Below are 20386 nucleotides of genomic sequence, written 5' to 3' on the forward strand. Positions count from 1 at the left end.
CGCAAAGAGCAAGCCCTATATTATCGGCGTTGCCTGATGGACCTTGGTATTCCGTTGCCGGACGACCTGACGGCGTGGATTGCGCTGTTCATGATGGTCGTGGCGCGGCTGTCCTTTGTCATATTCTTTCTGCCAGGGATTGGCGAACAGGTCATACCGACACGGGCCCGCGCGTTTGTGTTGATAGGCGTAGCCCTTGCTATGACCACATCTGGTTTCATAGAGGCGCCTGTTGCCACAGAGCTCACTGGTCTTTTCAGTCTGCTCATGATGGAAATCTTTATCGGTTTCGGGCTCGGTGTTGTGCTTCGCCTGACAATCTGGATGCTGATGATCGCAGGCTCGGTCATCGCTCAGTCGATCGGACTGGCTCAGTTCCTGGCGCCGGCGCTGGAGCACGAAGCGCAGACCCTTACGGCGAACATGCTTTCAATCGCAGGCGCGGCGGTGCTGCTGTCGGTTAACTTCCATGTCGAAGTGATCGTCTCACTTCTGCGCCTCTATGCAGACATTCCGCTGGGCGCGCTCACCCTGCTGAGCGGGCCGATGGTGGCACAGAGCTTTTATGCCGCATTTGGATTTGCCCTGTTGCTGGCCTGGCCGTTCGTCGCCGTCAACCTGCTTTACAATATCTGTCTTGGCTTCATCAACAAGGCTTTGCCCTCCCTGATGGTGGCCTTTGTCGGCGCCCCGTTCATGGTGGGTGCTGGCACGATGATGCTTGCCCTGTCGATCGCCGGCATCCTGCTTGCCTGGAAAGACCGTGCCATGCAGGTCGTCTGGTGGATCTGAGATAAAAGATGGCCGAACAGGACGACAGCGCCGAAAAGGAATTTGATGCCACCGAGGAGCGCCTGCGACAGGCGCGCGAGGAGGGCAACGTTCCCCAGTCCAAGGAGGCCAACGCCCTTGCGGTGATTATTGGCATCGTGGCAGCGGCTTTTATCCTGAATGCGGTCGTAGGACAGACGCTCTTCGAGGATTTTTCCTCAATGCTCTATCACGGCGACTCTTTCGCCCGTGACATCTTCAGCGGAGGTGGCGGCGCGGCCTGGGGCTGGATCGCGAGTGTCACGCTTCATCTGCTGCCGATCTTTCTGGTGCCTGCGGTAATCGTGCTTGTTTCGCTCACCGTTCAGCAGGCCATCGTCTTTTCGCTGAAGAAGATTGAGCTCGACATCAAGAAGATCTCACCCTTTGAGAACATCAAGAAGCGCTATGGGACCAGCGGACTGCTCGATTTTCTGAAGGACACCTTAAAACTGCTCTTTGCCGTGGTGATCGGCATCGTGTTCCTCGTCCAGTTCATGGAGGACTATTACGCCAGCGCCCAGATGCAGATGGAGGACGTCTACCAGTTCACATTCGACCAGACCCTTCGGCTGATCCTGTATTTCCTTGCCTTTCAGGTCGCGCTCGCTGTGATCGACCTGCCGCTTACGCGCCAGTTACATCTCAACAAGCTGAAGATGTCGCGTGAGGACATGAAGAAGGAGATGAAGCAAAGCGAAGGCGATCCGGAGATGAAGATGAGGCGCCGCGAGAAGGCGTCAAAAATCTCGAAAGGCCAGATGATGCAGAACGTGAAGACGGCAACGGTCATCATGGTCAACCCCACCCACTACGCCGTGGCGCTGAAATGGGATCCCGAGAGCCAGAAAGCGCCGGTTTGTGTTGCAAAGGGCGTCGACGAAATTGCAGCCAGGATCCGCGAGATAGCGGCCGAGAACAAGATCCCCATTTACCGCGATCCGCCGGCTGCCCGCTCGATCTACAACCTGGTTGATATCGACGAAGAGATACGTCCCGAGCATTTTGCTGCCGTTGCCGCGGCGATCCAGTTCATCGACCGTCTCAAGAGCCAGCCGCAGGGATAGATTATGGCGGTCAGGAAAGATGCTCTCCGCAAGATCGTGGCGCTGAAGCGTCAAAGCGCTGAACAGAAGGTGCGGGCACTGCAGCTGGATGTGGAGGGTATCGAGGCGGCCATCAATGACCTCATAGCCGGTCTCAAGGCGCTCGATGAAGGCAAGGCGGGCATAGAAGCCTATTTCCTGGCCCAGGCGCACGGGCATGTCGACAGGGTGATCCGCGACATTGACGCACGAAATGCGGCGCTGCTTGTCAGGCGGTCCGAACTGGATGCGGCGCGCGAAGCGCTGAAGCGGGTTTTTCACTCACAGGAACGCCTCGACGAGGTTTTGCCGGAAGGGTAGGGCGCCTGCGCAGACGTCTGCTCGGATTTTCCGGCAGATAGCCGCGCCGGTCAGGCACCGCGCCCGGGCGATCCTGCAAAGGTCAGCCAGGCGCAGGTCGTCCTCCCCGGTCTGGATCAGCGCCCCGGGTGGCGCGCGTCATCAGCGGGGCCGTTCGGCCTGGTCCGGCCCGCGCCCCTTTCCCATGTTGGCGCACGCAAGGCCGCGTCTCAGTTCAGAGGCTGCCTGCCCGGCAGCGCCTCGCCGACAGGGCAGGCGCAGGCTAAACCGTGCGCGCCAGGCGGAACCCGTTGATGATGCCCTGGCTTGAGGTAGTGACCCGGGTTCGGGCGGCTGAGCGCAGGTTTACCGGATTGTTGACCCACGAACCGCCGCGAAGGACACGGGGCGAGTGATCCCCCTCCCAGGCCGATCCGTCGTTCGGCGCGCCAGAATAATTATAGTGCCAGGGATCTGCGCACCATTCCCAGACATTGCCGTGCATGTCGTGCAGGCCAAACTCATTCGCCGGGTAAGAACCAACCGGCATGGTTTTCTCATGATAGACGCCCTTATGGCCGTCGCCATATGCCTGGTGAGCATTATAGTTTGCCTGCTTCGCCGAAATCGTCTCGCCGAAATGGAAGGCTGTCACCGTCCCGGCCCGGCAGGCATATTCCCATTCGGCTTCTGAGGGCAGGCGAAATGCATCGCGTTTGCCGGACAGACCGAAACGCTCGTTCAGCCAGGCAATATAGGCGGTCGCACCTTCCCAGGAGACGTTGATCACCGGGCGCCGGTTCCGGCCCCAGCCATTGTCCGCCAGGTTCGGGAGCGCGGCTCCGGAATCCCGGGCTGCGTCCCATTCGGCGAAGGTCACCGTATGCTGGCCAAGGGCAAAGGCGTAACTGATGACGACCTCGTGTTGAGGAAATTCCGCCTCGGCGGCCCCGGGCTCAGCGGTTGGCGCCCCCATCAGTAAACGCCCGGGCGGGATGACGACCATTCGCGGTTTTGGCCAGAGGGCAACCGCCGGAAGACGAACAGGGAACACCCGTTCGGCTGCCGGCTTTCCGGCCATCGCGGCCAGGACAGCGCGCATCCCCTCTCGGCCCAGCCGCGCCTCCAGCGCCTTCAGTGCGCGGTCTTCGGCCTCAGCTCTTGCCTGTTCATCATCCGCGAGTTCCTGCGCAAGCGTCAGCCGGGCGATCCCGCTGCGGCGCAATACGCTGCGGGCGTGGCTGCCGAGATGTGCAAACAGGCCTGCCCCTCTCGAGGGGTCGTCCAGAAACACGGAGATCTCGTGCGGCGACGCGTGATCGACCCCCGACCAGTCTTCCAGCTGGCGGATGTGGATCTGGGCGTTGGATGCCTCGGGCGCGCGAGGGAAAGCTTCGAGGAAGTCCTGGTAATCGCGAACAGTCAGGCTCTTTTCGATCAGTGCCCAGCGCGCCTCAGATTGCAAAGCCCGGCCTTGCCCGTTGACCAGCTCCGGCGCGGTTTGCAGGTCTGCGCGCTCCTGCTCATTTACCTGCAGGGGCAAGACGGGAGCCAGCGCCGGCGCGCGGCTGAGAAGGCGGACGGCGTTCGGGGACCGGCGCCGGTTTCCAAGGCGCTCGGCAATTGCATAAAGGAGGCTGTAGATGCCCTCGGACTCCGGCTCACCGCTCCAGTTTTTAAGGGGCAGACCCTGCGCCGTTTCGAAACCAGGCGGCGGCTCAACCCATTCCAGGTAAACCTCGACCAGCTTCCCGCTGCTTTTGGCATGACTGGCCTCAGAACGAACAGACTTCGAGTGAACCGACGCCGAACACCAGAGCACGATGACAATCGGTGAGGGCTCCGGATTCGTCTCGGTCTGGTCAAGCGGACCGGGAGCGGCGGAACGCTCACGGTCCCAAATTATCTCATAGCCATGCGCTTCAAGCGTGGCTGCCAGCCGCTCGGCATGGGCCCGGCGCTCCTTCCGGAAACTCAGGAAAACATCTGTCATCGCCGCCTCATTAACCCAACCCATAGTCGATGGGTAATGACTTTGTCACGCCCGGTGGCGGGGGCATGCCCGGAGCCTGACCGGGGACGTCCCAGGCAGTGCCAGCGAGCCCTTGTTCACAAACGCATCCTGCGGCGCCCTCCGGCTCAAACTTCCCAAGGTCGGCGCGCGCGTCCTTGTTCCGTTCCGGCGCATCCGGTTCGCCATGGCGTCAGGTCACCCCCGGGGCTGAGGCGTGGGCCCCTGCCCGAAGGCGACTGACGCCCGCCTGGAAATGAAGATCGAGAATTGCGGGGTCCTTGCACGCCCTCTGAAACGCCGTCCCCGCAGATTTGGTGCAGCTTTGGTATTGTGCGGAAAAGCACTCCGGCGGGTTCAGGAATAGCGCACATTGTTCCCGCAGCAGGGCGGGGGCGTCATAGCCTGTCACATCCGGCGGCGGCACGCGTTGGTCATTGCCGTCTTTCCCGCGCGATCCGGAAAATCTCATCAATGCGCATCGCCGTCGCTATTGCGAACTTGATGAGGCGCGTCATCGGGACCCTGCAGCGCAGGTTCCAATCGACGTTTTCGAAGTGCTTCTTGAGTTCGCTCTCCTTCGGGCGATGGCCGCCCTCGCTGGACGCACCAACCAGTCCGAGGCGGTTCAGGGCGACACGCTCGAGGCGAGCCTTTTTCCATGTGAACATGCATTCCGTGAACGGCCGCCGCGTGCATTAACAGCGTGCCGGTGAATGAGATGTCGATGGATACCGTTGACGCTCCAGCGCCTTCCTTGGCGCGGGAGAGCCCGTATTTGATGAGCTGTTCCCGCGGCAGCTGGCTGAGCGGCACATCACGCAAATCTTCGCGAAGCCGGTTCAAGGCCGCCTCCCTGGAGCGCAGCAGCGCCTTGTGCACCGTGTGCATGTCTTCAACATGTATATGGACCAGACTGACGAAACTATGCTTCCTGCTGACACGGCGGACGCCCGGCTCGATTTGCCTGATGTGACCAAGCCTATGACATTTTTGAAAAACATGAAATATCAAGTACATAGGTTCAATATTGCGCCGATGATGGACTGGACTGACCGCCATTGCCGGGCTTTCCACCGGGTGTTGACGAAGCGCGCGCTGTTGTGGACCGAAATGGTGACGGCGGATGCGATCCTTTATGGTCCGCGCGAGCGTCTCCTCAGCTATGGTCCCGAAGAGCATCCGGTTGTGCTTCAGGTGGGTGGGTCCGATCCGGCAAAGCTAGCCGAAGCGGCGCGGATTGCGGATGGCTTCGGCTATGATGAAGTGAACCTCAATTGCGGCTGCCCGTCGGAACGTGTGCAGTCCGGCGCGTTCGGCGCCTGCCTGATGGCGGAGCCGGACCTGGTTGCGGAATGCGTTGCCGAGATGCGCCGCGCAGTCTCTATCCCGGTCACTGTCAAGAGCAGGATTTCGATCGACGACCAGCCGGCACGCGAAACTTTGTTTACCTTCGTCGAAAAAGTGTCAGCGGCGGGATGCTCTGTGTTCACGGTCCATGCGCGCGCTGCCTGGCTCAAGGGCCTCAGTCCGAAAGAGAACCGCGAGATACCGCCACTCGACTATGCCCTGGTTGGCGAGCTCAAGCGCGCGCGGCCCGATCTGACCCTTATCCTCAATGGCGGCATCACGACGCTCGATCAGTGCGCCGGGCTCCTTGGCACTTTTGACGGCGTGATGCTGGGCAGGGCCGCCTACCAGACGCCCGGTCTGCTCGGCGAAGTCGACAGGCGCCTTTTCGATGCCGCGACGTCAATCTCCGCTCCCGAAGCGATCCGCGCCTATGAGCCCTACATCGCTGCGCGCCTCTCCGAAGGCGCAAGCCTGCATTCCATGACGCGGCACATGCTCGGCCTGTTTGCAGGTCAGCCCGGCGCGCGCCAGTGGCGACGCATCCTCTCGGAGCAGGCGCCCCGCAAGGGCGCCGGGCTTGATGTGCTTCACGACGCATTGGCTGCAGTGGAAGAAAATCTCCCGGCAACCTGAAACCGCTAAGGTGCAGCAGCCGGGCTCAGTGCAAGCTCAAGGATGGCACACCCCGGGCACTCTGACTGCGGACTGACGCGTGCATTGGCGCCCTGCAGGTTAAGGCTCTGCTCAGTCATTCGCATTAGGCTCGGCCGATGACATTGCCCCCGCCCAGCCTGTCCAAGACCGAATCGCCCGAGCAAGCCTTCCTGGCGACCGCAAGCCATGAGATCCGCACGCCTCTGAATGGCATCCTGGGCACCGTCTCGCTCCTGCTCGAAACCGATCTTTCGCCCGCGCAGCGCGAATATGCCGAAACAATCCGTCTGTCCGGCGGGCGGCTGCTCGATCTTTTGAACAACGTGCTCGACTATGCGCGGCTCGATGCGTCGGCCGTAGAACTCGAGCAGGTAAACTTCTGTCCCCTCCAACTCGCCCGCGAAGTTGCCGAACTGCTTGCTCCGAGAGCCCACGCGGCCGGGCTGGACCTTGCCGTCCGCGCCGTCCATTGGCCAGTTCCGATTTACGAAGGCGATGCTGGCCGCGTGCGCCAGATACTCTTCAATCTCGTCGGCAATGCGCTGAAGTTCACGCGTCACGGCGCCGTTCTCGTGGATGTCGAGCCGCATGCATCCGGCCTCACCTTGCGGGTGCGCGATACTGGCCCGGGCATTGCCGCGGAAGATCAGGTGCGTCTGTTTGAAGCTTTCCGCCAGTCGGCGACCGGAGATGCCTACCGCGATGGCGGGGTCGGGCTCGGGCTCGCCATCGTCAAGCGCCTGGCCGACCTTCTGAATAGCTCGGTCAGGGTGGATTCGTGTCCCGGGGAAGGGGCAACCTTTTCCGTTGATGTTCCCCTGCGCCTCGCGGATGCGCCGCCGCTTCAGGACCCGGCCCGGCTCTCTGGGCGTATCGGCCTTGCCGGTCTGCCGCTGGCGACCACGCTCGCCCTCGCTGCCACCATGTCCGGCCTCGAAACGGAGGCTTTCCAGATCGACCTGTCGACCGGCCACGTGCCCGCCGGAATCGATGTAATCCTGGTGGGCGCAGATCTGCCCGAGGCCATGGTCTCTGCGCTGGCGCGCAGGGCCCCTGCGCTCGTTGTGCTGCGTCCCGAAGACCGCGGCGCCATCGGCCGGTTCCGGCAGCTCGGCTGCCGCGGCTGGCTGGTGCGGCCACTGCGCATGTCGTCGATTGCGGAACGCATCCTGCTGGCACGCAGCGGCCGGCTGGTGGCGGAAGAGCCGGAAACCGAAACCGGTGCTGGCCGGGTGCTGATTGCGGATGACAATCCCGTAAACGCGCTGATTGCACGCCGCGCCTTGGAATCAGCCGGATTTACCGTAACTGTGGCGGCAACCGGAAGCGAAGCGCTCGACGCAGCGGCGCGGATGGCGCCGGAACTTGTACTGATGGATTTGAGGATGCCGGTCATGGACGGTTTCGAAGCAATGCGGCGCCTTCGGGCCGAGGGTTTCACCGCCCCGATCATTGCCGTGTCTGCCGAAATCAATCCAGACATCGAACGCCGCGCCCGTGATTGCGGCGCCAGCGGAGTTGCCGCCAAGCCCCTGGATGCGCAGGCCCTGCGTTCGCTCGCGCTCCAGTGGACCGCCGGCGCCGGCCGCCTGACAGGCGCCGCATGACCGACGCTGCAGTTGCCGGAGCGCCCGAAAAGGCCCCGCCGCGTTTCATCCGCGCACTGAAGGCGATGCGCGACCGGCGCATGGCGGCTATGTTCCTGCTGGCCCTCGCCGCCGGCCTGCCTTACGGCGCAGTCCTCGGCACACTGAACGCCTGGCTCACCACGGAAGGCGTCTCGCCTTCGACCATCGGTGTACTGTCGATTGTCACCATCGGCTATGCCTTCAAGTTTCTCTGGTCGCCGGCCTTCCAGTCAGCGCACCATCCTTTCCCGTTCCTCGGCCCGCGCCGCACCTGGTTGCTCAGTCTCCAGCTTCCGATCGCGGGTCTGCTCTTCCTGCTCGCCTTTTCGGATCCCGGCGTAAACATCGCGCTGGTGGCCGTCATTGCTCTGTTCGCAGCACTCTTCTCGGCAACGCATGACATCGTCCTCGACGCTTGGCGCATAGAAGTGGCGCGCTCCGAAGAAGACAAGGACCTGATGGCCGCGCTCTACCAGTTCGGCTACCGGATCGCAGGCTTCATCACTGGCTTCCTCGCGCTGCTGCTGGCCGGGGTCTATGGCTGGGTCGTCGTCTATGTGATGATCGCGGTGATGATGCTGCTCGCCATCGCCGGGACCTTCCTGGCGCCGGAGCCTGCGATCGAGACCGGCCCAGGTACCGCGCGCCTCACTTTCCAGGCCGGCCTGCCCGCCCGCGAGCGCACCTTTGCGACACTTCTGGTTGCCGCCGGCTGGATCGCCGCCTTCCTTATGATTGCGGGGTTTGTCATTGCCTCCTTCACGCAGGTTCCGCCGCCGAAGGGCGGAGCCTTCGTCGCGGAGCAGGGTCCGTGGATCGTCTTCCTGACCGTGCTTCTGCCCGCCGCCGGAGCGCTCATCCTGCTGCTGCGCCATGGCCGGCAACCGGCGGAAATCGTCGATGGCGCGTCGGATGAGCCAGCCGCCTCCCGTATCACCCGCGCCGTCTTCCGCTCGATCTTCGATCCGCTGATGGACCTGATCGGCCGCCTCGGCTGGGGCGCGCTGCTCGTCCTCCTGCTGGCGCTGACTTATCGGTTCACCGATTCCGTCTGGGGCTCGTTCGCCTATCCGTTCTACCTCGACGACCGGTTCGGCGCGCTCCACCACACGATGGCGGATGTCGCGGTTGCCTCGAAATTCTTCGGTGTACTGATGACCGTGGCTGGGGCCGCGATCGGCGCGGTTGTGATCAGTTTCATTGGCCGCATGCCGGTGCTGGTCATGGGCGCTGTACTGGCAGCGGCCACCAACCTGCTGTTCGCAGACCTGTCACGCGGCGGCGCGGGGATTGATGCCTTCCTCGAATGGACGCGTATTGCTGATCCCTTCCGCACCTTCGCCGGATGGGCCGCGCAGGTCTCGCCGGAAGGGCAGGGCGCCGAAGCGGGTGACCGCATGGCCCGCCTGATGATCGCGATTGCGGGTGAAAACCTTGCCGGCGGTTTTGCCAGCGTGGCGGTGGTCGCCTTCCTCACGTCGGTGGTGAACCCGCGCTTTGCGGCTGTGCAGTATGCGCTGCTCGCCTCGCTCACCATGCTGATCGGCACGCTCGGCCGCCCCTGGCTCGGCGCGATGATCGAGACCCAGGGATATTACAGCGTCTTTATACTGACTTTCTGGCTCGGCGGCATCGCGGTGGCGCTCACCCTAATCGAATGGGCACGCCAGCTGCGTTTACCGAAACCCGCCGAAGCCCTGGCTGCAGGTTGATCTTTCAGGCGCTGTGCACCTGGTCGATGTCATAGGCAGCCAGCGTGGCAAGGTCCACGATATCGCCGACCGTCGCACCGAGTGAGGCAATCTGCACCGGCTTCTCAAGGCCCAGAAGCATCGGTCCGATAATCGTGGCGCGGCTCATCTGCTCAAGCAGGTTGGTCGCGATCGACGCGGAGTGGATCGCCGGCATCACCAGGATGTTCGCCGGCCCGGTCAGGCGCGAGAACGGGTAAAGCAGGCGGTGGTTCGGATTGAGCGCCACGTCGGCGTTCATGTCGCCTTCGTATTCGAAGTCGATGCCTGTCGTGCGGTCGAGGATACACACCGCATCGCGCACCTTGTCGCCGCGCTCGCCCATCGGATTGCCGAAGGTCGAGTAGGAGACGAAGGCCACGCGCGGCTGGAAACCAACGCTGCGCACGGCGCGCACGGCTTCCAGCGCAATGTTTGCCAGCGTCTGACCGTCCGGTAACTCGTTGACGCTCGTATCCGCAATGAAGATCGTCTTGCCCATATTGATCACCATCGACATGCCGATCACGGCCTGTCCGGGGATCGGATCGAGCACCAGAAGGGCATCCTTGAGGGCGGCGTCATAGGCCCGCGTCACGCCGGTGACCATGCCATCCGCATCGCCGTTCTTCAGCATGCAACAGCCGAACACGTTGCGGTCCTGGTTGACGAGGCGCTGCACGTCGCGCTTCAGGAAACCTTTGCGCTGGAGGCGCTGGTAAAGCATGTCGACATAGGCGGGATTGTTGTCCGACAGGCGCGCGTTGATGATGTCGAGCGAGCCGGCCGGCACGCCCATCTGCTCCATCGTCGCCTTGACCTGCGCTTCGCGCCCGATCAGGATCGGATGGCCAAGGCCCTGGTTCTTGAAACTCCAGGCAGCGCGCACCACTGCCGGCTCTTCGCCTTCGGCAAACACGATGCGGCGCTGCACATCCCGGCACTTCGCCTGCACGCCCTGCAGGAAAGCGGCAGACGGATCGGCGCGTCGCACCAGGCTCTGGCGGTAGGCATCCATGTCGGTGATCGGCTTGCGCGCTACGCCGGTATCCATCGCGGCCTGCGCCACCAGCGGCGGCACGAAGCTGATCAGGCGTGGGTCGAACGGCGTCGGGATGATGTATTCGCGGCCGAAGGTCGGGCGGGCGCCGTGATAGGCAGCGGCCACCTCGTCCGGCACGTCTTCGCGCGCGAGTTCGGCGAGGGCGCGCGCCGCGGCGACCTTCATCTCCTCGTTGATGCTGCGTGCCCGGACATCCAGAGCACCCCGGAAGATGTAAGGAAAACCGAGAACGTTGTTGACCTGATTGGGATAATCCGACCGCCCTGTGGCGATGATCGCGTCGCTGCGGACAGACTTGATGTCTTCCGGCGTGATTTCCGGATCCGGGTTCGCCATCGCGAAGATGATCGGGTTCTTGGCCATGGATTTCACCATGTCCTTGGTCACCGCGCCCTTGACCGAAAGCCCGAGGAAAACATCCGCGCCGTCCATGGCGTCCGCAAGCGTGCGCTTCTTGGTCTTCACCGCGAAGGCAGACTTGAACTGGTCCATCTTCTCCGTGCGGCCTTCATAGATGACGCCGGCGGTATCGCAGAGGAGGATGTTCCCACCCTTCACGCCGAGATGCCGGATCAGGCCGGCAACCGAAAGTCCGGCCGCGCCGGCGCCGGAGACGGCAACCTTCACATCGGAAAGCTTGCGGCCCGTGATGTGGCACGCATTGATCAGGCCGGCGGCAGCGATGATCGCCGTGCCGTGCTGGTCGTCGTGGAAAACCGGAATGTCGAGTTCTTCGCGCAGGCGGCTCTCGATGATGAAGCAATCCGGCGCCGAGATGTCCTCGAGGTTGATGCCGCCCCAGGTCGCGCCGATATTGCGAACGGTTCGGATGAAGTCCTCGGCGTCGCACGTGTTCACTTCGACATCGAAACTGTCGATGTCGGCGAAGCGCTTGAACAGCACCGCCTTGCCTTCCATCACCGGCTTTGAGGCCATCGGCCCGAGATTGCCGAGCCCGAGGATGGCCGTACCGTTCGAGATCACCGCTACGAGGTTGCCCTTGGACGTATAGTCATAAGCCAGGTCTTCGTTCTGGGCGATTGCCAGAACCGGGATGGCCACGCCGGGGCTGTAGGCCAGCGACAGATCGCGCTGCGTGCCCATCGGTTTGGTGGGGATCATCGATATCTTGCCCGCCGTCGGGTGCGAGTGGAAATCGAGGGCTTCCTGGTCCGTGAAGCTCGGGCGCTGCGTGGTCATGTGGGCTCTGTATCAGTTGGAACGGGCTATTCCCCCGTCTAGGCCGCGCCGGTGCGCCTGCCAACAGTCAAATCCGCACAGCTGGCTGCCTCCGGCTTTGCGAATCTGGCCCGCAACGGCTAGCGTGCCGCTCCATGCCGGACACCGCTTCCAAATCCCCGCCTGCCGCCGCTGCGTCCGAGCCAACGCCGTTCATGGCGCAGTACCTGTCGATCAAGGCATCGCAGCCTGACGCGCTCCTGTTCTTCCGGATGGGCGATTTTTATGAATTGTTCTTCGGCGATGCGGTGATCGCCGCCGGTATCCTCGACATCACACTTACCTCGCGCGGCGCGCATGACGGCGCGCCGATCCCGATGGCCGGCGTGCCCTATCACGCCGCCGAAGGCTATCTCGCCCGACTGATCAGGGCCGGCTGCCGGGTCGCGGTGTGCGAGCAGACCGAAAGCCCGGCAGAGGCCAAGAAGCGCGGTTCCAAATCCATCGTGCGCCGCGAAATTGTCCGCGTCGTCACGCCAGGGACGCTGACAGAGGAAACCCTGCTGCCCGCCCGGCAGGGCCAGGCCCTCGCGGCGCTGGCTTTCACGGGGCAGGGCGAGGCCGCGCTCGCCGTCTGCGACGTCTCTACCGGCCTGTTCGAACTCACGGCGCTTGAGCCTGCCCGAATCGGGGATGCGCTGCTCGCCTGGCCGCTCAGCGAACTCGTCGTGTCGGACGCCGACCAGGCCCGGCCCGCCCTCGCGGGTCTGCGCGAAATGACCACCGCGCCGATCACCGAACGCCCGGCCCGCACCGGTACACCGAAATCCGGCGAAGCGCTCCTTAAGGAAGCCTTCGGCGTCGCGGCGCTCGACGCCCTCGGCGATTTCTCGAAAGCCGAACTCGCCGCCGCCGGCCTGCTGCTCGACTATGTGAAACTCACGCAGGCTGGCCGCCCGGCCCGCCTTGCTGCCCCGAAACGCGGCGAGCCGGGCGGCGCGCTGCTGATCGACCCTGCCACCCGCGCCAGCCTCGAGATCGACCGCTCCTTCACGCGCGGCCGCGAAGGCTCCCTGCTCGCCGCCATCGACCGCACGGTCACCGCGCCCGGTGCGCGCCTGCTTGCTACGCAACTCGCCCGTCCTTCGCGCGATCGCAGTGAGATCGAAACCCGCTTCGATGCGGTCAGCTTCTTTGCCGGGGAGCGCCGCATACTCGGCGATGTGCGCGCCGCCCTCAAAGCTGCGCCGGATCTTGAACGCGCCGCGGCGCGTCTCGCCCTCGGCCGGGGCGGTCCGCGCGACCTGCAGGCACTCGCCCGTGCGCTGGCGTCTGGCCTGCAGGCAGCTCGCCTGCTCAACACCTCCGGCGCGCCGCTTCCCGGCCGCCTCGCCGCAGCAGCAGAAGTCCTCGGCCTTACGGGAGCACCAGGCATTGCCGCGCTTGCGGACGAGCTTGGCCGCGCGCTGAACGACGCGCCGCCCATGTTTGCCCGCGACGGCGGTTTCATCGCGCCCGGCTGGAGCGTTGCTCTCGACGAAGTGCGCGGTCTGCGCGAGGACAGCCGCCGCGTCATCGCGCAGATGCAAGGCCGCTACGCGGATGCAGCCGGTATCAATGCGCTGAAGATCAAATTCAACAATGTCCTTGGCTACTTCATCGAAGTGCCCGCGCGCCTTGCCGACCCGATGCTGAAACCGCCGCTGGCAAACGATTTCATCCACCGCCAGACCATGGCCGGCGCCGTGCGCTTCTCGACCACCGAACTTGCTGAACTCGCCGGCCGCATAAGCCGCGCCGAAGAGGAATCCAGGGCGCTCGAGATTGCGCTGTTCGATGGCTTCTGCGCGCGCGTGTCTGCCGAAAGCGAAACACTGGCGCGCGTCGCCGCCGCGATTGCAGCCATCGACGTCGCCGCCGCCAATGCCGTCTGGGCCGATGAGACAGGCGCGGTGCGGCCTGTCATCGACACCGCCCCGGTGTTTGAAGCAAAAGGCCTGCGCCATCCGGTCGTCGAAGCGGCCCTGCGCCGGGAAGGGAAAGGTTTCACCGCCAACGATCTGAGCCTCGACGCCGGCGTCAAAGTCGCGCCGCGTTTCCTGCTGGTCACCGGCCCGAACATGGCCGGCAAATCGACCTACCTGCGCCAGTCGGCGCTGGCCGTCATCCTCGCGCAGGCGGGCTGCTTCGTACCCGCCGTCTCGATGCGCCTCGGTCTTGCCGACCGCGTCTTCTCCCGGGTTGGTGCCTCTGATGATCTTGCGCGCGGGCGCTCGACCTTCATGGTCGAGATGGTCGAGACCGCCGCGATCCTCAATCAGGCAACACCCGACAGTTTCGTCATCCTCGATGAAGTCGGCCGCGGCACGGCGACCTGGGACGGCCTCGCCATCGCCTGGGCGGCAGTCGAACACCTGCACGAGCAGACCCGCTGCCGCGCCATCTTCGCCACCCACTATCATGAACTCACCGCGCTCGCGGCCGAGCTTCCGGGCGCGGCCAATGCCAGCCTCAAGGCGCGGGAATGGAAGCAGGACCTGATCTTCCTGCACGAGGTTCAGCCCGGTCCGGCAGACCGTTCCTACGGCGTGCAGGTCGCCCGCCTCGCAGGTCTGCCGCGCAGCGCAGTCAGCCGCGCCGCGCAGATACTGAAACAGCTGGAAGCCGGCCCCTCGGCGGCTGAAAGTCTGCCGCTGTTTGCCGCGGCGCCGTCAAATGAAACCCCGGAGGCGTCAACGCAAGCGCAGGCCGTCTTCGCCGCGCTGGATGCGCTCGATCCGGACGCGCTCAGCCCGCGCGAGGCCCTCGCCGCGCTCTACGAACTCAAGGCTCTGGGTAAAGGGAAAGACTGACGCCGCGCCTCAGCGCGCGCGCAGCGCAAGGGCTTCCAGCACGCGCACAGCGGCCTGCAGGCTTTCAATATCGCCGATTTCCTCGACCAGCCGCCGCGCATCGCGCTTCAGATCATGCGCCTGCAGCACGCGTCCGCGCGCGTCGTCGGCGTTTTCGGTCATCTCGAACGGCTCATAAAACCAGCCGATTGGCCGGCTTAGCGCCTGCGCGATTTCGAGGAGGCGGCCCGCCGACATCCGGCTGTGGCCCGCTTCATATTTCTGGATCTGCTGGAAGGTGACGCCGAGGAGCGCAGCAAGCGCTTCCTGCGTCAGGCCAAGCTCGCGCCGGCCCAGACGCAGGCGCTGGCCAACGAACCGGTCGGCATCAGTCGGCTTGCGCGCTTCATGGGCGGGCGAGGTTTCGTCACGTGTCGCCAAGGCAGTCTCCAGCCCGGACATGATTGTCCAGCTCTGGATACTGCAAGCTGCAGGCCAGATCCGACCGCTTCGTGTACGTCCGCAGCTTGCCGCCGCGCGCAGCTCAGGCGGTAACCTTTACCGGCGGCTCGAACTTCGTGGCCTTCAGGATCATCTCGTCCGGGGCCGCGATCATCGCCTTGTACATCGCTTCCGGGTAGGCCTGATGCGGCTTGGCCGGATCATAGGCCGGCTGTTTCACGGCGCCGCCTTCGCCTGCGTAGGTGTCCGGATGCTTGAAAGTTTCCAGCTCAGCCGGCGTGATACCGACCTTCTCGACCACCGACGGATCAATCCAGGCACGCGGATCGATCGGCACGGTCGAGCAGGCCACTTCGAGGGTCATGTTGTCCGGCCCGGCAAAATAGATCGAGTGGCACATCGCATGGTCCATCGGGCCGATGACATTGACGCCCTTGGTGCGGATCCGGTCACGGATCGCCAGCAGGTCGTCAAGCGTGTCCACCCGGAAGGCGAGGTGCTGCATCGTTCCGGGGGCAGACGGCCCGGCCCCGGTGCCGGCATGCGTCACGCCCAGCTGGATGGGGATATCCTTCACCGCCGGAAGCTGCACCACCGAGAAGTAGGAGTGATCATCCATGTGCAGGAAGGCATGCACGCCGCCCGGCACGCCGTGCATATCGAACAGGGCCGAGAGCTGGAAGCCCATAACGTCGGAAAAGAACGCGATATGCTCGCGGATGTCCGCTGCCATGATCGCAATATGGTGAATGCCGTTCGCCTTGATCATGACGTCTGTCTCCCTTGACCCTGCGGCCACATGGACAGGGCCGTTCTGACGCATAATGTGCACCCCATAACCCAAAGGGGCAAGGAGGCAGGTCGATGGCTGGCGCAGGGGAAATCGTCCGGGAGCCCTATCTCGTGATCCACAAGGACCCATCTGCCTTCAAGGATGTCTATGGCGGGGCAGGGGACAATATCGCCGTCGAGTGCATGCGCATCTATCCGGCCGGCACGAAGGCCGACAGCGTCGTCATCTTCTCCCACCCCATCGGAGGCGGCGCTTTCCTGCCGCTCGTCTCCGCCCTCGCCCGCGGGGGTCAGCACGTCATCTATGCCAACACGCGCTACAGGGGGAACGATACCGCGCTGATCATGGAGAAATGCGCCGCCGATTTCGGCGCCTGTACAGAGCATGCGCGCACGCGCCTCGGCTACAAGCGCATCATCCTCGGCGGCTGGTCCGGCGGCGGCTCGCTGTCGCTGTTCTACCAGGACCAGGCCGAGCGCCCCACCCTCACCCACACGCCCGCAGGCGACGCCTACGACCTGACCAAAAAAGCCATGCCGCCTGCGGATGGTATCATGCTGCTCGCCGCACATGTCAGCCGCGCCATCACGCTGACCGAATGGATGGACCCGTCAATCACCGACGAGACGCGCCCCTTCGACCGCGACCCGGCCCTCAACATCTATGACCCCGCATGCCCTGCACAGCCTCCTTATACGGAAGATTTTGTCGACCGTTTCCGCGCCGCCCAGCTCGCCCGCAACCGCCGCATCACGGCCTGGGTGCAAGGCACGCTGGAAGAGCTGCGCCGAAAGGGCGAGGACAACGCCGAACGCGCCTTCACCGTGCACGGAACAATGTCGAGCGTCTGCTGGACGGACCCCGCGCAGGAGCCATCTGACCGGCGCCCCTATACCTGCTATCTCGGTGAGCCGCGCATCGCGAACGATGGTCCGGTCGGTCTCGCCCGGTTTACCACGCTGCGCTCCTGGCTTTCGCAATGGGGCTACGACACCACCAATGCGGACGGCCTCGGCAATGCCTCGCGCATTTCCTGTCCGGTCATCGTGATCAACAATACGGCGGATCTCGCCTGCACCCCCAGCCATGCTCGCCGCCTGTATGAGGCGGTCAGTCATGACAGGAAGTCCTATCATGACATTCAGGGGGCCGATCATTATTACATAGAGCGTCCGGACCTGCTGCCGCAGGCGGTCAAGGTCTGTTCAGACTGGCTGGAAAAGGAAGGCCTCGCGGGCTGATCCCTTCGGGAGGCTATTGCGGCAGGCGGACGATATCGTCTTCATCGGACGGCGCCGCTTTCGGTGCCAGGAGATCGTCAGACGTTTCCGGCGCATCCTGCAACTGGATGCCGAGGTCCGGGACATCCTCGAAGCTCGCGCCTGTCGATCCCGGTGCCACGATCAGGCCGCCTTGCGCCGTGCCGGCGCCGGAGCCGACAATCATCCGGCCGGGTTCTTCCGCCTTGCGGCCGATATTGAGGTTGAGGGTGCCTTGCACCTCCGCGATCTCAGTGGCCGCTTTCGCAGCGGGGCCTCCGGCGGTCTCGCCGGAGGCCGTGGCCGTGCAGGAGGCGGCGGTTCCGGCGAGCGAAAGAAGGAGAAGGGCAGCAACCGGTTTCATCCGAATTCCTCAGGCATGATGCTGCAGCGAACGGGCTGCGAGCTTGGTTTCCACAACGTCCCAGAATTTTGCCGCCGCATCAATGCCGGATAACCGTTTGAGGGCCTGAAGACCGGTCGGGGAGGTGACATTAACCTCCGTCAGCCGTCCGCCGATCACGTCGATGCCGGTCAAGACCAGCCCGCGCCGCTTCAGTTCCGGTCCGATGCGGGCGCAGATCTGCTTGTCGGCGGCCGAAAGCTCGGTCGCCTCGGCCGTGCCCCCCACCACCAGGTTCGAACGCACCTGTCCGGCCTTCGGTCTGCGGTTGATCGCGCCGACCGCCTCGCCGTCGATGAGGATGATGCGCTTGTCGCCGTCTGCCACCGCCGGCAGGAACGCCTGCACCATCACCGGCTCGCCGGAGCGGCCGAGGAAGAGTTCCAGCAACGAATCGAGGTTTGAATCCTCTTGCGTCAGCCGGAACACACCCGCCCCGCCATGCCCGTAGAGGGGCTTGACGATGATGTCGTGATGCCGGGCGCGGAAGGCGTCGATCACCGCCCGGTCGCGGGTCACCAGTGTCGGCGGCATGATGTCCGCGAACATCAAGGGGAAAATCTTCTCGGGGCTCGAGCGTACGCCTGCCGGGTCGTTCAGCACCAGCGTCTCGCCGGACACTTCCTCCAGCAGGTGACAGGCGGTGATATAGCCCATGTCGAACGGCGGATCCTGCCGCATCAGGATCACGTCGGTGTCGTTTGCGAGGTCCAGCGTGACGGCTTCGCCGAACAGGCCGGGCGTCTCGCGAACCCGCTGCACCCGGGCCGGCCTGGCGCGCGCCGTCACCCGGCCTTCGGTCCAGGCCAGATCACTGACGCCGTAGACGAAAATCTCATGGCCGCGCGCCTGCGCGACTTCGGCGAGGGCGAAGGTCGTGTCGCCGTCAATATTGACCCGTTCGAGCGGGTCCATCTGGATTGCGATACGCTGTTTCACGCGGCTTCAGCCCCCGGATTAACGGAAGGCGCGCGGTGTCAGCGGCTTCCTGTGTCGTAACTCGCGCCGTGCAGTTCAGGCATCGGCTCGGTCGTATATGACGCGTCGGGGGCTGGTTGATAAGTGGGGGCCGGTGTTTGTGTGGAGACCGGCGCTGCGGGCTGGCCGGCCTCGTCGCGCACGCGCACATAGGAAACAACCTGCGTCACGCCGCCCACAACGCTGGCTTCCTCTGCCGCCTTGCGCAGCTCCTCGGTGTCCCGGGCGATACCCATCAGATACACCACGCCGCCATAGGTCTCGATGTTGAAATTGACGCTCTTGACCGAGCTCGAGCCGATCAGGCGGGCCCGGACACGGCCGGTGATAATCTCGTCGGACACATTCGCCATGAACCCGCCCGGGGCCTCGATGCGGATCTCGTTGGCCACATCCTGCGTGCGCGAGGAGCTCCAGGCGATCCCTTCGGCATAGGTGCGGTCTTCAGGCGCGTTCACCCGGCCGGACAGCAGCACGAGGCCGCTCGAGACTTCCACATCCACTTCGCCGAACCTGGCGCCGCTTTCGTTCAGCAACTTGGCCTTGATCTCGTTGGACGCGGTCGCGTCGTCCAGGGCCTCGCCCATGGTTTTTTCCTGAACGGAGGTCAGCCCGACCGCCCCGGCGGTCCCGACCACGGCAGCGGCGCAGCCGGTCAGTGAAAGGGAGGCAAGCACGAGCGGAAGGGCAAAAATGGCACGCATGGAGGAAATCCCGGAAGTCACGGTGGAGAAAACTTCATTACCCTCAAGATAGGGCCAAACTCGGGCATCTTCCTAATGAAACCCTGTATAGCTTCTGAACAAACCGCGCGCTTGCCCGCCGCTGCGTCTTTTTTCTGGTTGGGAAGGCCCGCGCATGTTAAGTTTGCACAAAGGTCGCAAAAGGAGCCCTTGCCCTGTCATCCGCCAAATCCCGGGTTGAGCCCCCCAAGAACGTCTCGCTCGCCGACATCAAGGTGTTGGCTGAAGCCCTCTCGAAAGTCCTCGAAGACGACAAGGCCGAAGACCTCGCCTTCATCGAGCTTCAGGGTAAATCCTCCCTCGCTGATTTCATGATCATCGCGTCGGGCCGTTCCGGACGCCACGTCTCGGCGCTCGCGGAACATGTAGCCCAGGAGGCGAAACGCCTGACCGGCCGCCCGGCCAGCATCGAGGGCATGGCAAATGCAGACTGGGTGCTGATCGATACTGGCGACGTGATTGTCCACCTCTTCCGCCCGGAAGTGCGCGAATTCTACAATCTCGAGAAAATATGGATGTCGGACAGCCCGGCCCACCGGACGGCGCGCGCGTCCTCCTGATCCATGCGGCTGCAGATTGTCGGAGTGGGGCGCCTGAAGGACGGCCCCGAACGCAGCCTGACGGATGATTATCTTGGCCGCAGCCTGCCGCTCGCCCGCCAGCTTGGTTTCCGCGGTCCCGAAGAACACGAAATTGCCGGTGGCGGCGGCCTTGAGGCCGAAGGCGCCCGCCTGATTGCCCGCATGCCCGAAGGCGCGAAGTGCCTCCGCCTCGACGAAGCGGGCGAAAACCTCACCTCCACCGAACTCGCCCGCCGCCTCGCGATCTGGCGCGACGAAGGCCTGCGCGACACAGTCTTCTTCATTGGCGGCGCTGAAGGCTTCGCGCCGGATGTCCGCCGCCTTGTGCCCAGATCGCTGGCCTTCGGCGCGCAGACCTGGCCGCACCGGCTGGTGCGCGCGATGCTGGCCGAGCAGGTCTACCGCGCCCTGACGATCCTGGCAGGCACGCCGTACCACAAGGCTTGACGGGGGCGGAGCGGGCCCCGGCGACCGGGGGGAGTAAGACCGGTGCCCCCTGGAGGCTCCGGCGGCACATGCCCGC

The 20386-nt window shown here is 64.1% G+C and carries 18 protein-coding genes; 10 read left to right on the plus strand and 8 right to left on the minus strand.

Going from position 1 to position 20386, the window contains the following annotated elements; translation table 11 throughout:
- The 3 genes from WEA77_RS15930 to WEA77_RS15940 all read left to right on the plus strand — a co-directional run.
- The coding region (locus WEA77_RS15930) for a flagellar biosynthetic protein FliR (protein ID WP_368068853.1) at positions 1-792 on the plus strand (792 nt) is incomplete at its 5' end.
- An 8-nt stretch (positions 793-800) separates the two neighbouring features.
- A complete protein-coding gene (locus WEA77_RS15935) occupies positions 801-1877 on the plus strand; it encodes a flagellar biosynthesis protein FlhB (RefSeq protein ID WP_368068854.1) in 1077 nt (358 codons plus the stop codon).
- Between the two features lie 3 nt (positions 1878-1880).
- Positions 1881-2216: a hypothetical protein gene (locus WEA77_RS15940; protein WP_368068855.1), complete on the plus strand. Its 336-nt coding sequence runs from the start codon at positions 1881-1883 to the stop codon at positions 2214-2216.
- 262 nt (positions 2217-2478) lie between these two features.
- Here WEA77_RS15940 and WEA77_RS15945 read toward each other — a convergent pair whose 3' ends face one another.
- Positions 2479-4188: an SUMF1/EgtB/PvdO family nonheme iron enzyme gene (locus WEA77_RS15945; protein ID WP_368068856.1), complete on the minus strand. Its 1710-nt coding sequence runs from the start codon at positions 4186-4188 to the stop codon at positions 2479-2481.
- 452 nt (positions 4189-4640) lie between these two features.
- Entirely contained in the window at positions 4641-4877 is a 237-nt protein-coding gene (locus WEA77_RS15950; RefSeq protein ID WP_368068857.1) for a hypothetical protein, read from the minus strand.
- Positions 4878-5208: 331 nt separating this feature from the next.
- On the opposite strand from WEA77_RS15950, the gene dusA reads away from it, so the two are divergent.
- From dusA to WEA77_RS15965, 3 genes are all read left to right on the plus strand, one after another.
- On the plus strand, positions 5209-6192 hold the full coding sequence (dusA, locus tag WEA77_RS15955) for a tRNA dihydrouridine(20/20a) synthase DusA (protein WP_368068858.1): 984 nt from the start codon (positions 5209-5211) through the stop codon (positions 6190-6192).
- Positions 6193-6329: 137 nt separating this feature from the next.
- Positions 6330-7820 carry an ATP-binding protein gene (locus tag WEA77_RS15960; protein ID WP_368068859.1) on the plus strand — a complete coding sequence of 497 codons (1491 nt, stop codon included), beginning with the start codon at positions 6330-6332 and terminating at the stop codon, positions 7818-7820.
- A complete protein-coding gene (locus WEA77_RS15965; RefSeq protein WP_368068860.1) occupies positions 7817-9553 on the plus strand; it encodes an MFS transporter in 1737 nt (578 codons plus the stop codon). Before WEA77_RS15960 ends, WEA77_RS15965 begins: the two co-directional genes overlap by 4 nt.
- A gap of 4 nt (positions 9554-9557) precedes the next feature.
- Here the strand turns inward: WEA77_RS15965 and WEA77_RS15970 are convergent, their stop codons facing one another.
- Positions 9558-11834 (minus strand): NADP-dependent malic enzyme, encoded by a 2277-nt coding sequence (locus WEA77_RS15970; protein WP_368068861.1) that lies wholly within the window; start codon positions 11832-11834, stop codon positions 9558-9560.
- A gap of 134 nt (positions 11835-11968) precedes the next feature.
- Between WEA77_RS15970 and mutS the strand changes: the two genes are divergently transcribed.
- Positions 11969-14665, plus strand: a complete 2697-nt coding sequence (mutS, locus tag WEA77_RS15975; RefSeq protein ID WP_368068862.1) for a DNA mismatch repair protein MutS — start codon at positions 11969-11971, stop codon at positions 14663-14665.
- Positions 14666-14674: 9 nt separating this feature from the next.
- Here the strand turns inward: mutS and WEA77_RS15980 are convergent, their stop codons facing one another.
- Both WEA77_RS15980 and WEA77_RS15985 read right to left on the minus strand, forming a co-directional pair.
- A complete protein-coding gene (locus WEA77_RS15980) occupies positions 14675-15085 on the minus strand; it encodes a helix-turn-helix domain-containing protein (RefSeq protein ID WP_368068863.1) in 411 nt (136 codons plus the stop codon).
- A gap of 103 nt (positions 15086-15188) precedes the next feature.
- Positions 15189-15875: a VOC family protein gene (locus WEA77_RS15985; RefSeq protein WP_368068864.1), complete on the minus strand. Its 687-nt coding sequence runs from the start codon at positions 15873-15875 to the stop codon at positions 15189-15191.
- Positions 15876-15970: 95 nt separating this feature from the next.
- Between WEA77_RS15985 and WEA77_RS15990 the strand changes: the two genes are divergently transcribed.
- Positions 15971-17140 carry an alpha/beta hydrolase family protein gene (locus WEA77_RS15990; protein ID WP_368068865.1) on the plus strand — a complete coding sequence of 390 codons (1170 nt, stop codon included), beginning with the start codon at positions 15971-15973 and terminating at the stop codon, positions 17138-17140.
- A gap of 13 nt (positions 17141-17153) precedes the next feature.
- Here WEA77_RS15990 and WEA77_RS15995 read toward each other — a convergent pair whose 3' ends face one another.
- The 3 genes from WEA77_RS15995 to WEA77_RS16005 are packed head-to-tail and all read right to left on the minus strand — an operon-like array spanning position 17154 to position 19243.
- Positions 17154-17522 carry a hypothetical protein gene (locus WEA77_RS15995; RefSeq protein ID WP_368068866.1) on the minus strand — a complete coding sequence of 123 codons (369 nt, stop codon included), beginning with the start codon at positions 17520-17522 and terminating at the stop codon, positions 17154-17156.
- Between the two features lie 9 nt (positions 17523-17531).
- The gene (gshB, locus tag WEA77_RS16000; RefSeq protein WP_368068867.1) at positions 17532-18500 is read right to left on the minus strand and encodes a glutathione synthase; all 969 of its coding nucleotides are present in this window, start codon (positions 18498-18500) and stop codon (positions 17532-17534) included.
- Positions 18501-18538: 38 nt separating this feature from the next.
- Positions 18539-19243, minus strand: coding sequence for a BON domain-containing protein (locus tag WEA77_RS16005; RefSeq protein ID WP_368068868.1), 705 nt, complete (start codon positions 19241-19243; stop codon positions 18539-18541).
- Between the two features lie 254 nt (positions 19244-19497).
- Here WEA77_RS16005 and rsfS point away from each other — a divergent pair, with 254 nt between their 5' ends.
- Both rsfS and WEA77_RS16015 read left to right on the plus strand, forming a co-directional pair.
- Positions 19498-19842 carry a ribosome silencing factor gene (rsfS, locus tag WEA77_RS16010; protein WP_368068869.1) on the plus strand — a complete coding sequence of 115 codons (345 nt, stop codon included), beginning with the start codon at positions 19498-19500 and terminating at the stop codon, positions 19840-19842.
- Positions 19843-19845: 3 nt separating this feature from the next.
- On the plus strand, positions 19846-20310 hold the full coding sequence (locus WEA77_RS16015) for a 23S rRNA (pseudouridine(1915)-N(3))-methyltransferase RlmH (protein ID WP_368068870.1): 465 nt from the start codon (positions 19846-19848) through the stop codon (positions 20308-20310).
- Positions 20311-20386 lie beyond the last annotated feature (76 nt).

This window comes from Hyphomonas sp., from assembly GCF_040882205.1.
Classification (GTDB): Bacteria; Pseudomonadota; Alphaproteobacteria; order Caulobacterales; family Hyphomonadaceae; genus Hyphomonas.

What these genes read in the sequence shown, in the direction of transcription:
- WEA77_RS16005 (WP_368068868.1), bottom strand. Translation starts at nt 19,243, where the DNA reads ATGCGTGCCATTTTTGCCCTTCCGCTCGTGCTTGCCTCCCTTTCACTG.
- WEA77_RS15960 (WP_368068859.1), top strand. Translation starts at nt 6,330, where the DNA reads ATGACATTGCCCCCGCCCAGCCTGTCCAAGACCGAATCGCCCGAGCAA.
- WEA77_RS15995 (WP_368068866.1), bottom strand. Translation starts at nt 17,522, where the DNA reads ATGAAACCGGTTGCTGCCCTTCTCCTTCTTTCGCTCGCCGGAACCGCC.
- WEA77_RS15935 (WP_368068854.1), top strand. Translation starts at nt 801, where the DNA reads ATGGCCGAACAGGACGACAGCGCCGAAAAGGAATTTGATGCCACCGAG.
- WEA77_RS15990 (WP_368068865.1), top strand. Translation starts at nt 15,971, where the DNA reads ATGGCTGGCGCAGGGGAAATCGTCCGGGAGCCCTATCTCGTGATCCAC.
- WEA77_RS15985 (WP_368068864.1), bottom strand. Translation starts at nt 15,875, where the DNA reads ATGATCAAGGCGAACGGCATTCACCATATTGCGATCATGGCAGCGGAC.
- WEA77_RS15950 (WP_368068857.1), bottom strand. Translation starts at nt 4,877, where the DNA reads ATGTTCACATGGAAAAAGGCTCGCCTCGAGCGTGTCGCCCTGAACCGC.
- dusA (WP_368068858.1), top strand. Translation starts at nt 5,209, where the DNA reads ATGAAATATCAAGTACATAGGTTCAATATTGCGCCGATGATGGACTGG.
- WEA77_RS15940 (WP_368068855.1), top strand. Translation starts at nt 1,881, where the DNA reads ATGGCGGTCAGGAAAGATGCTCTCCGCAAGATCGTGGCGCTGAAGCGT.
- WEA77_RS15970 (WP_368068861.1), bottom strand. Translation starts at nt 11,834, where the DNA reads ATGACCACGCAGCGCCCGAGCTTCACGGACCAGGAAGCCCTCGATTTC.
- WEA77_RS15965 (WP_368068860.1), top strand. Translation starts at nt 7,817, where the DNA reads ATGACCGACGCTGCAGTTGCCGGAGCGCCCGAAAAGGCCCCGCCGCGT.
- mutS (WP_368068862.1), top strand. Translation starts at nt 11,969, where the DNA reads ATGCCGGACACCGCTTCCAAATCCCCGCCTGCCGCCGCTGCGTCCGAG.
- WEA77_RS16015 (WP_368068870.1), top strand. Translation starts at nt 19,846, where the DNA reads ATGCGGCTGCAGATTGTCGGAGTGGGGCGCCTGAAGGACGGCCCCGAA.
- WEA77_RS15945 (WP_368068856.1), bottom strand. Translation starts at nt 4,188, where the DNA reads ATGACAGATGTTTTCCTGAGTTTCCGGAAGGAGCGCCGGGCCCATGCC.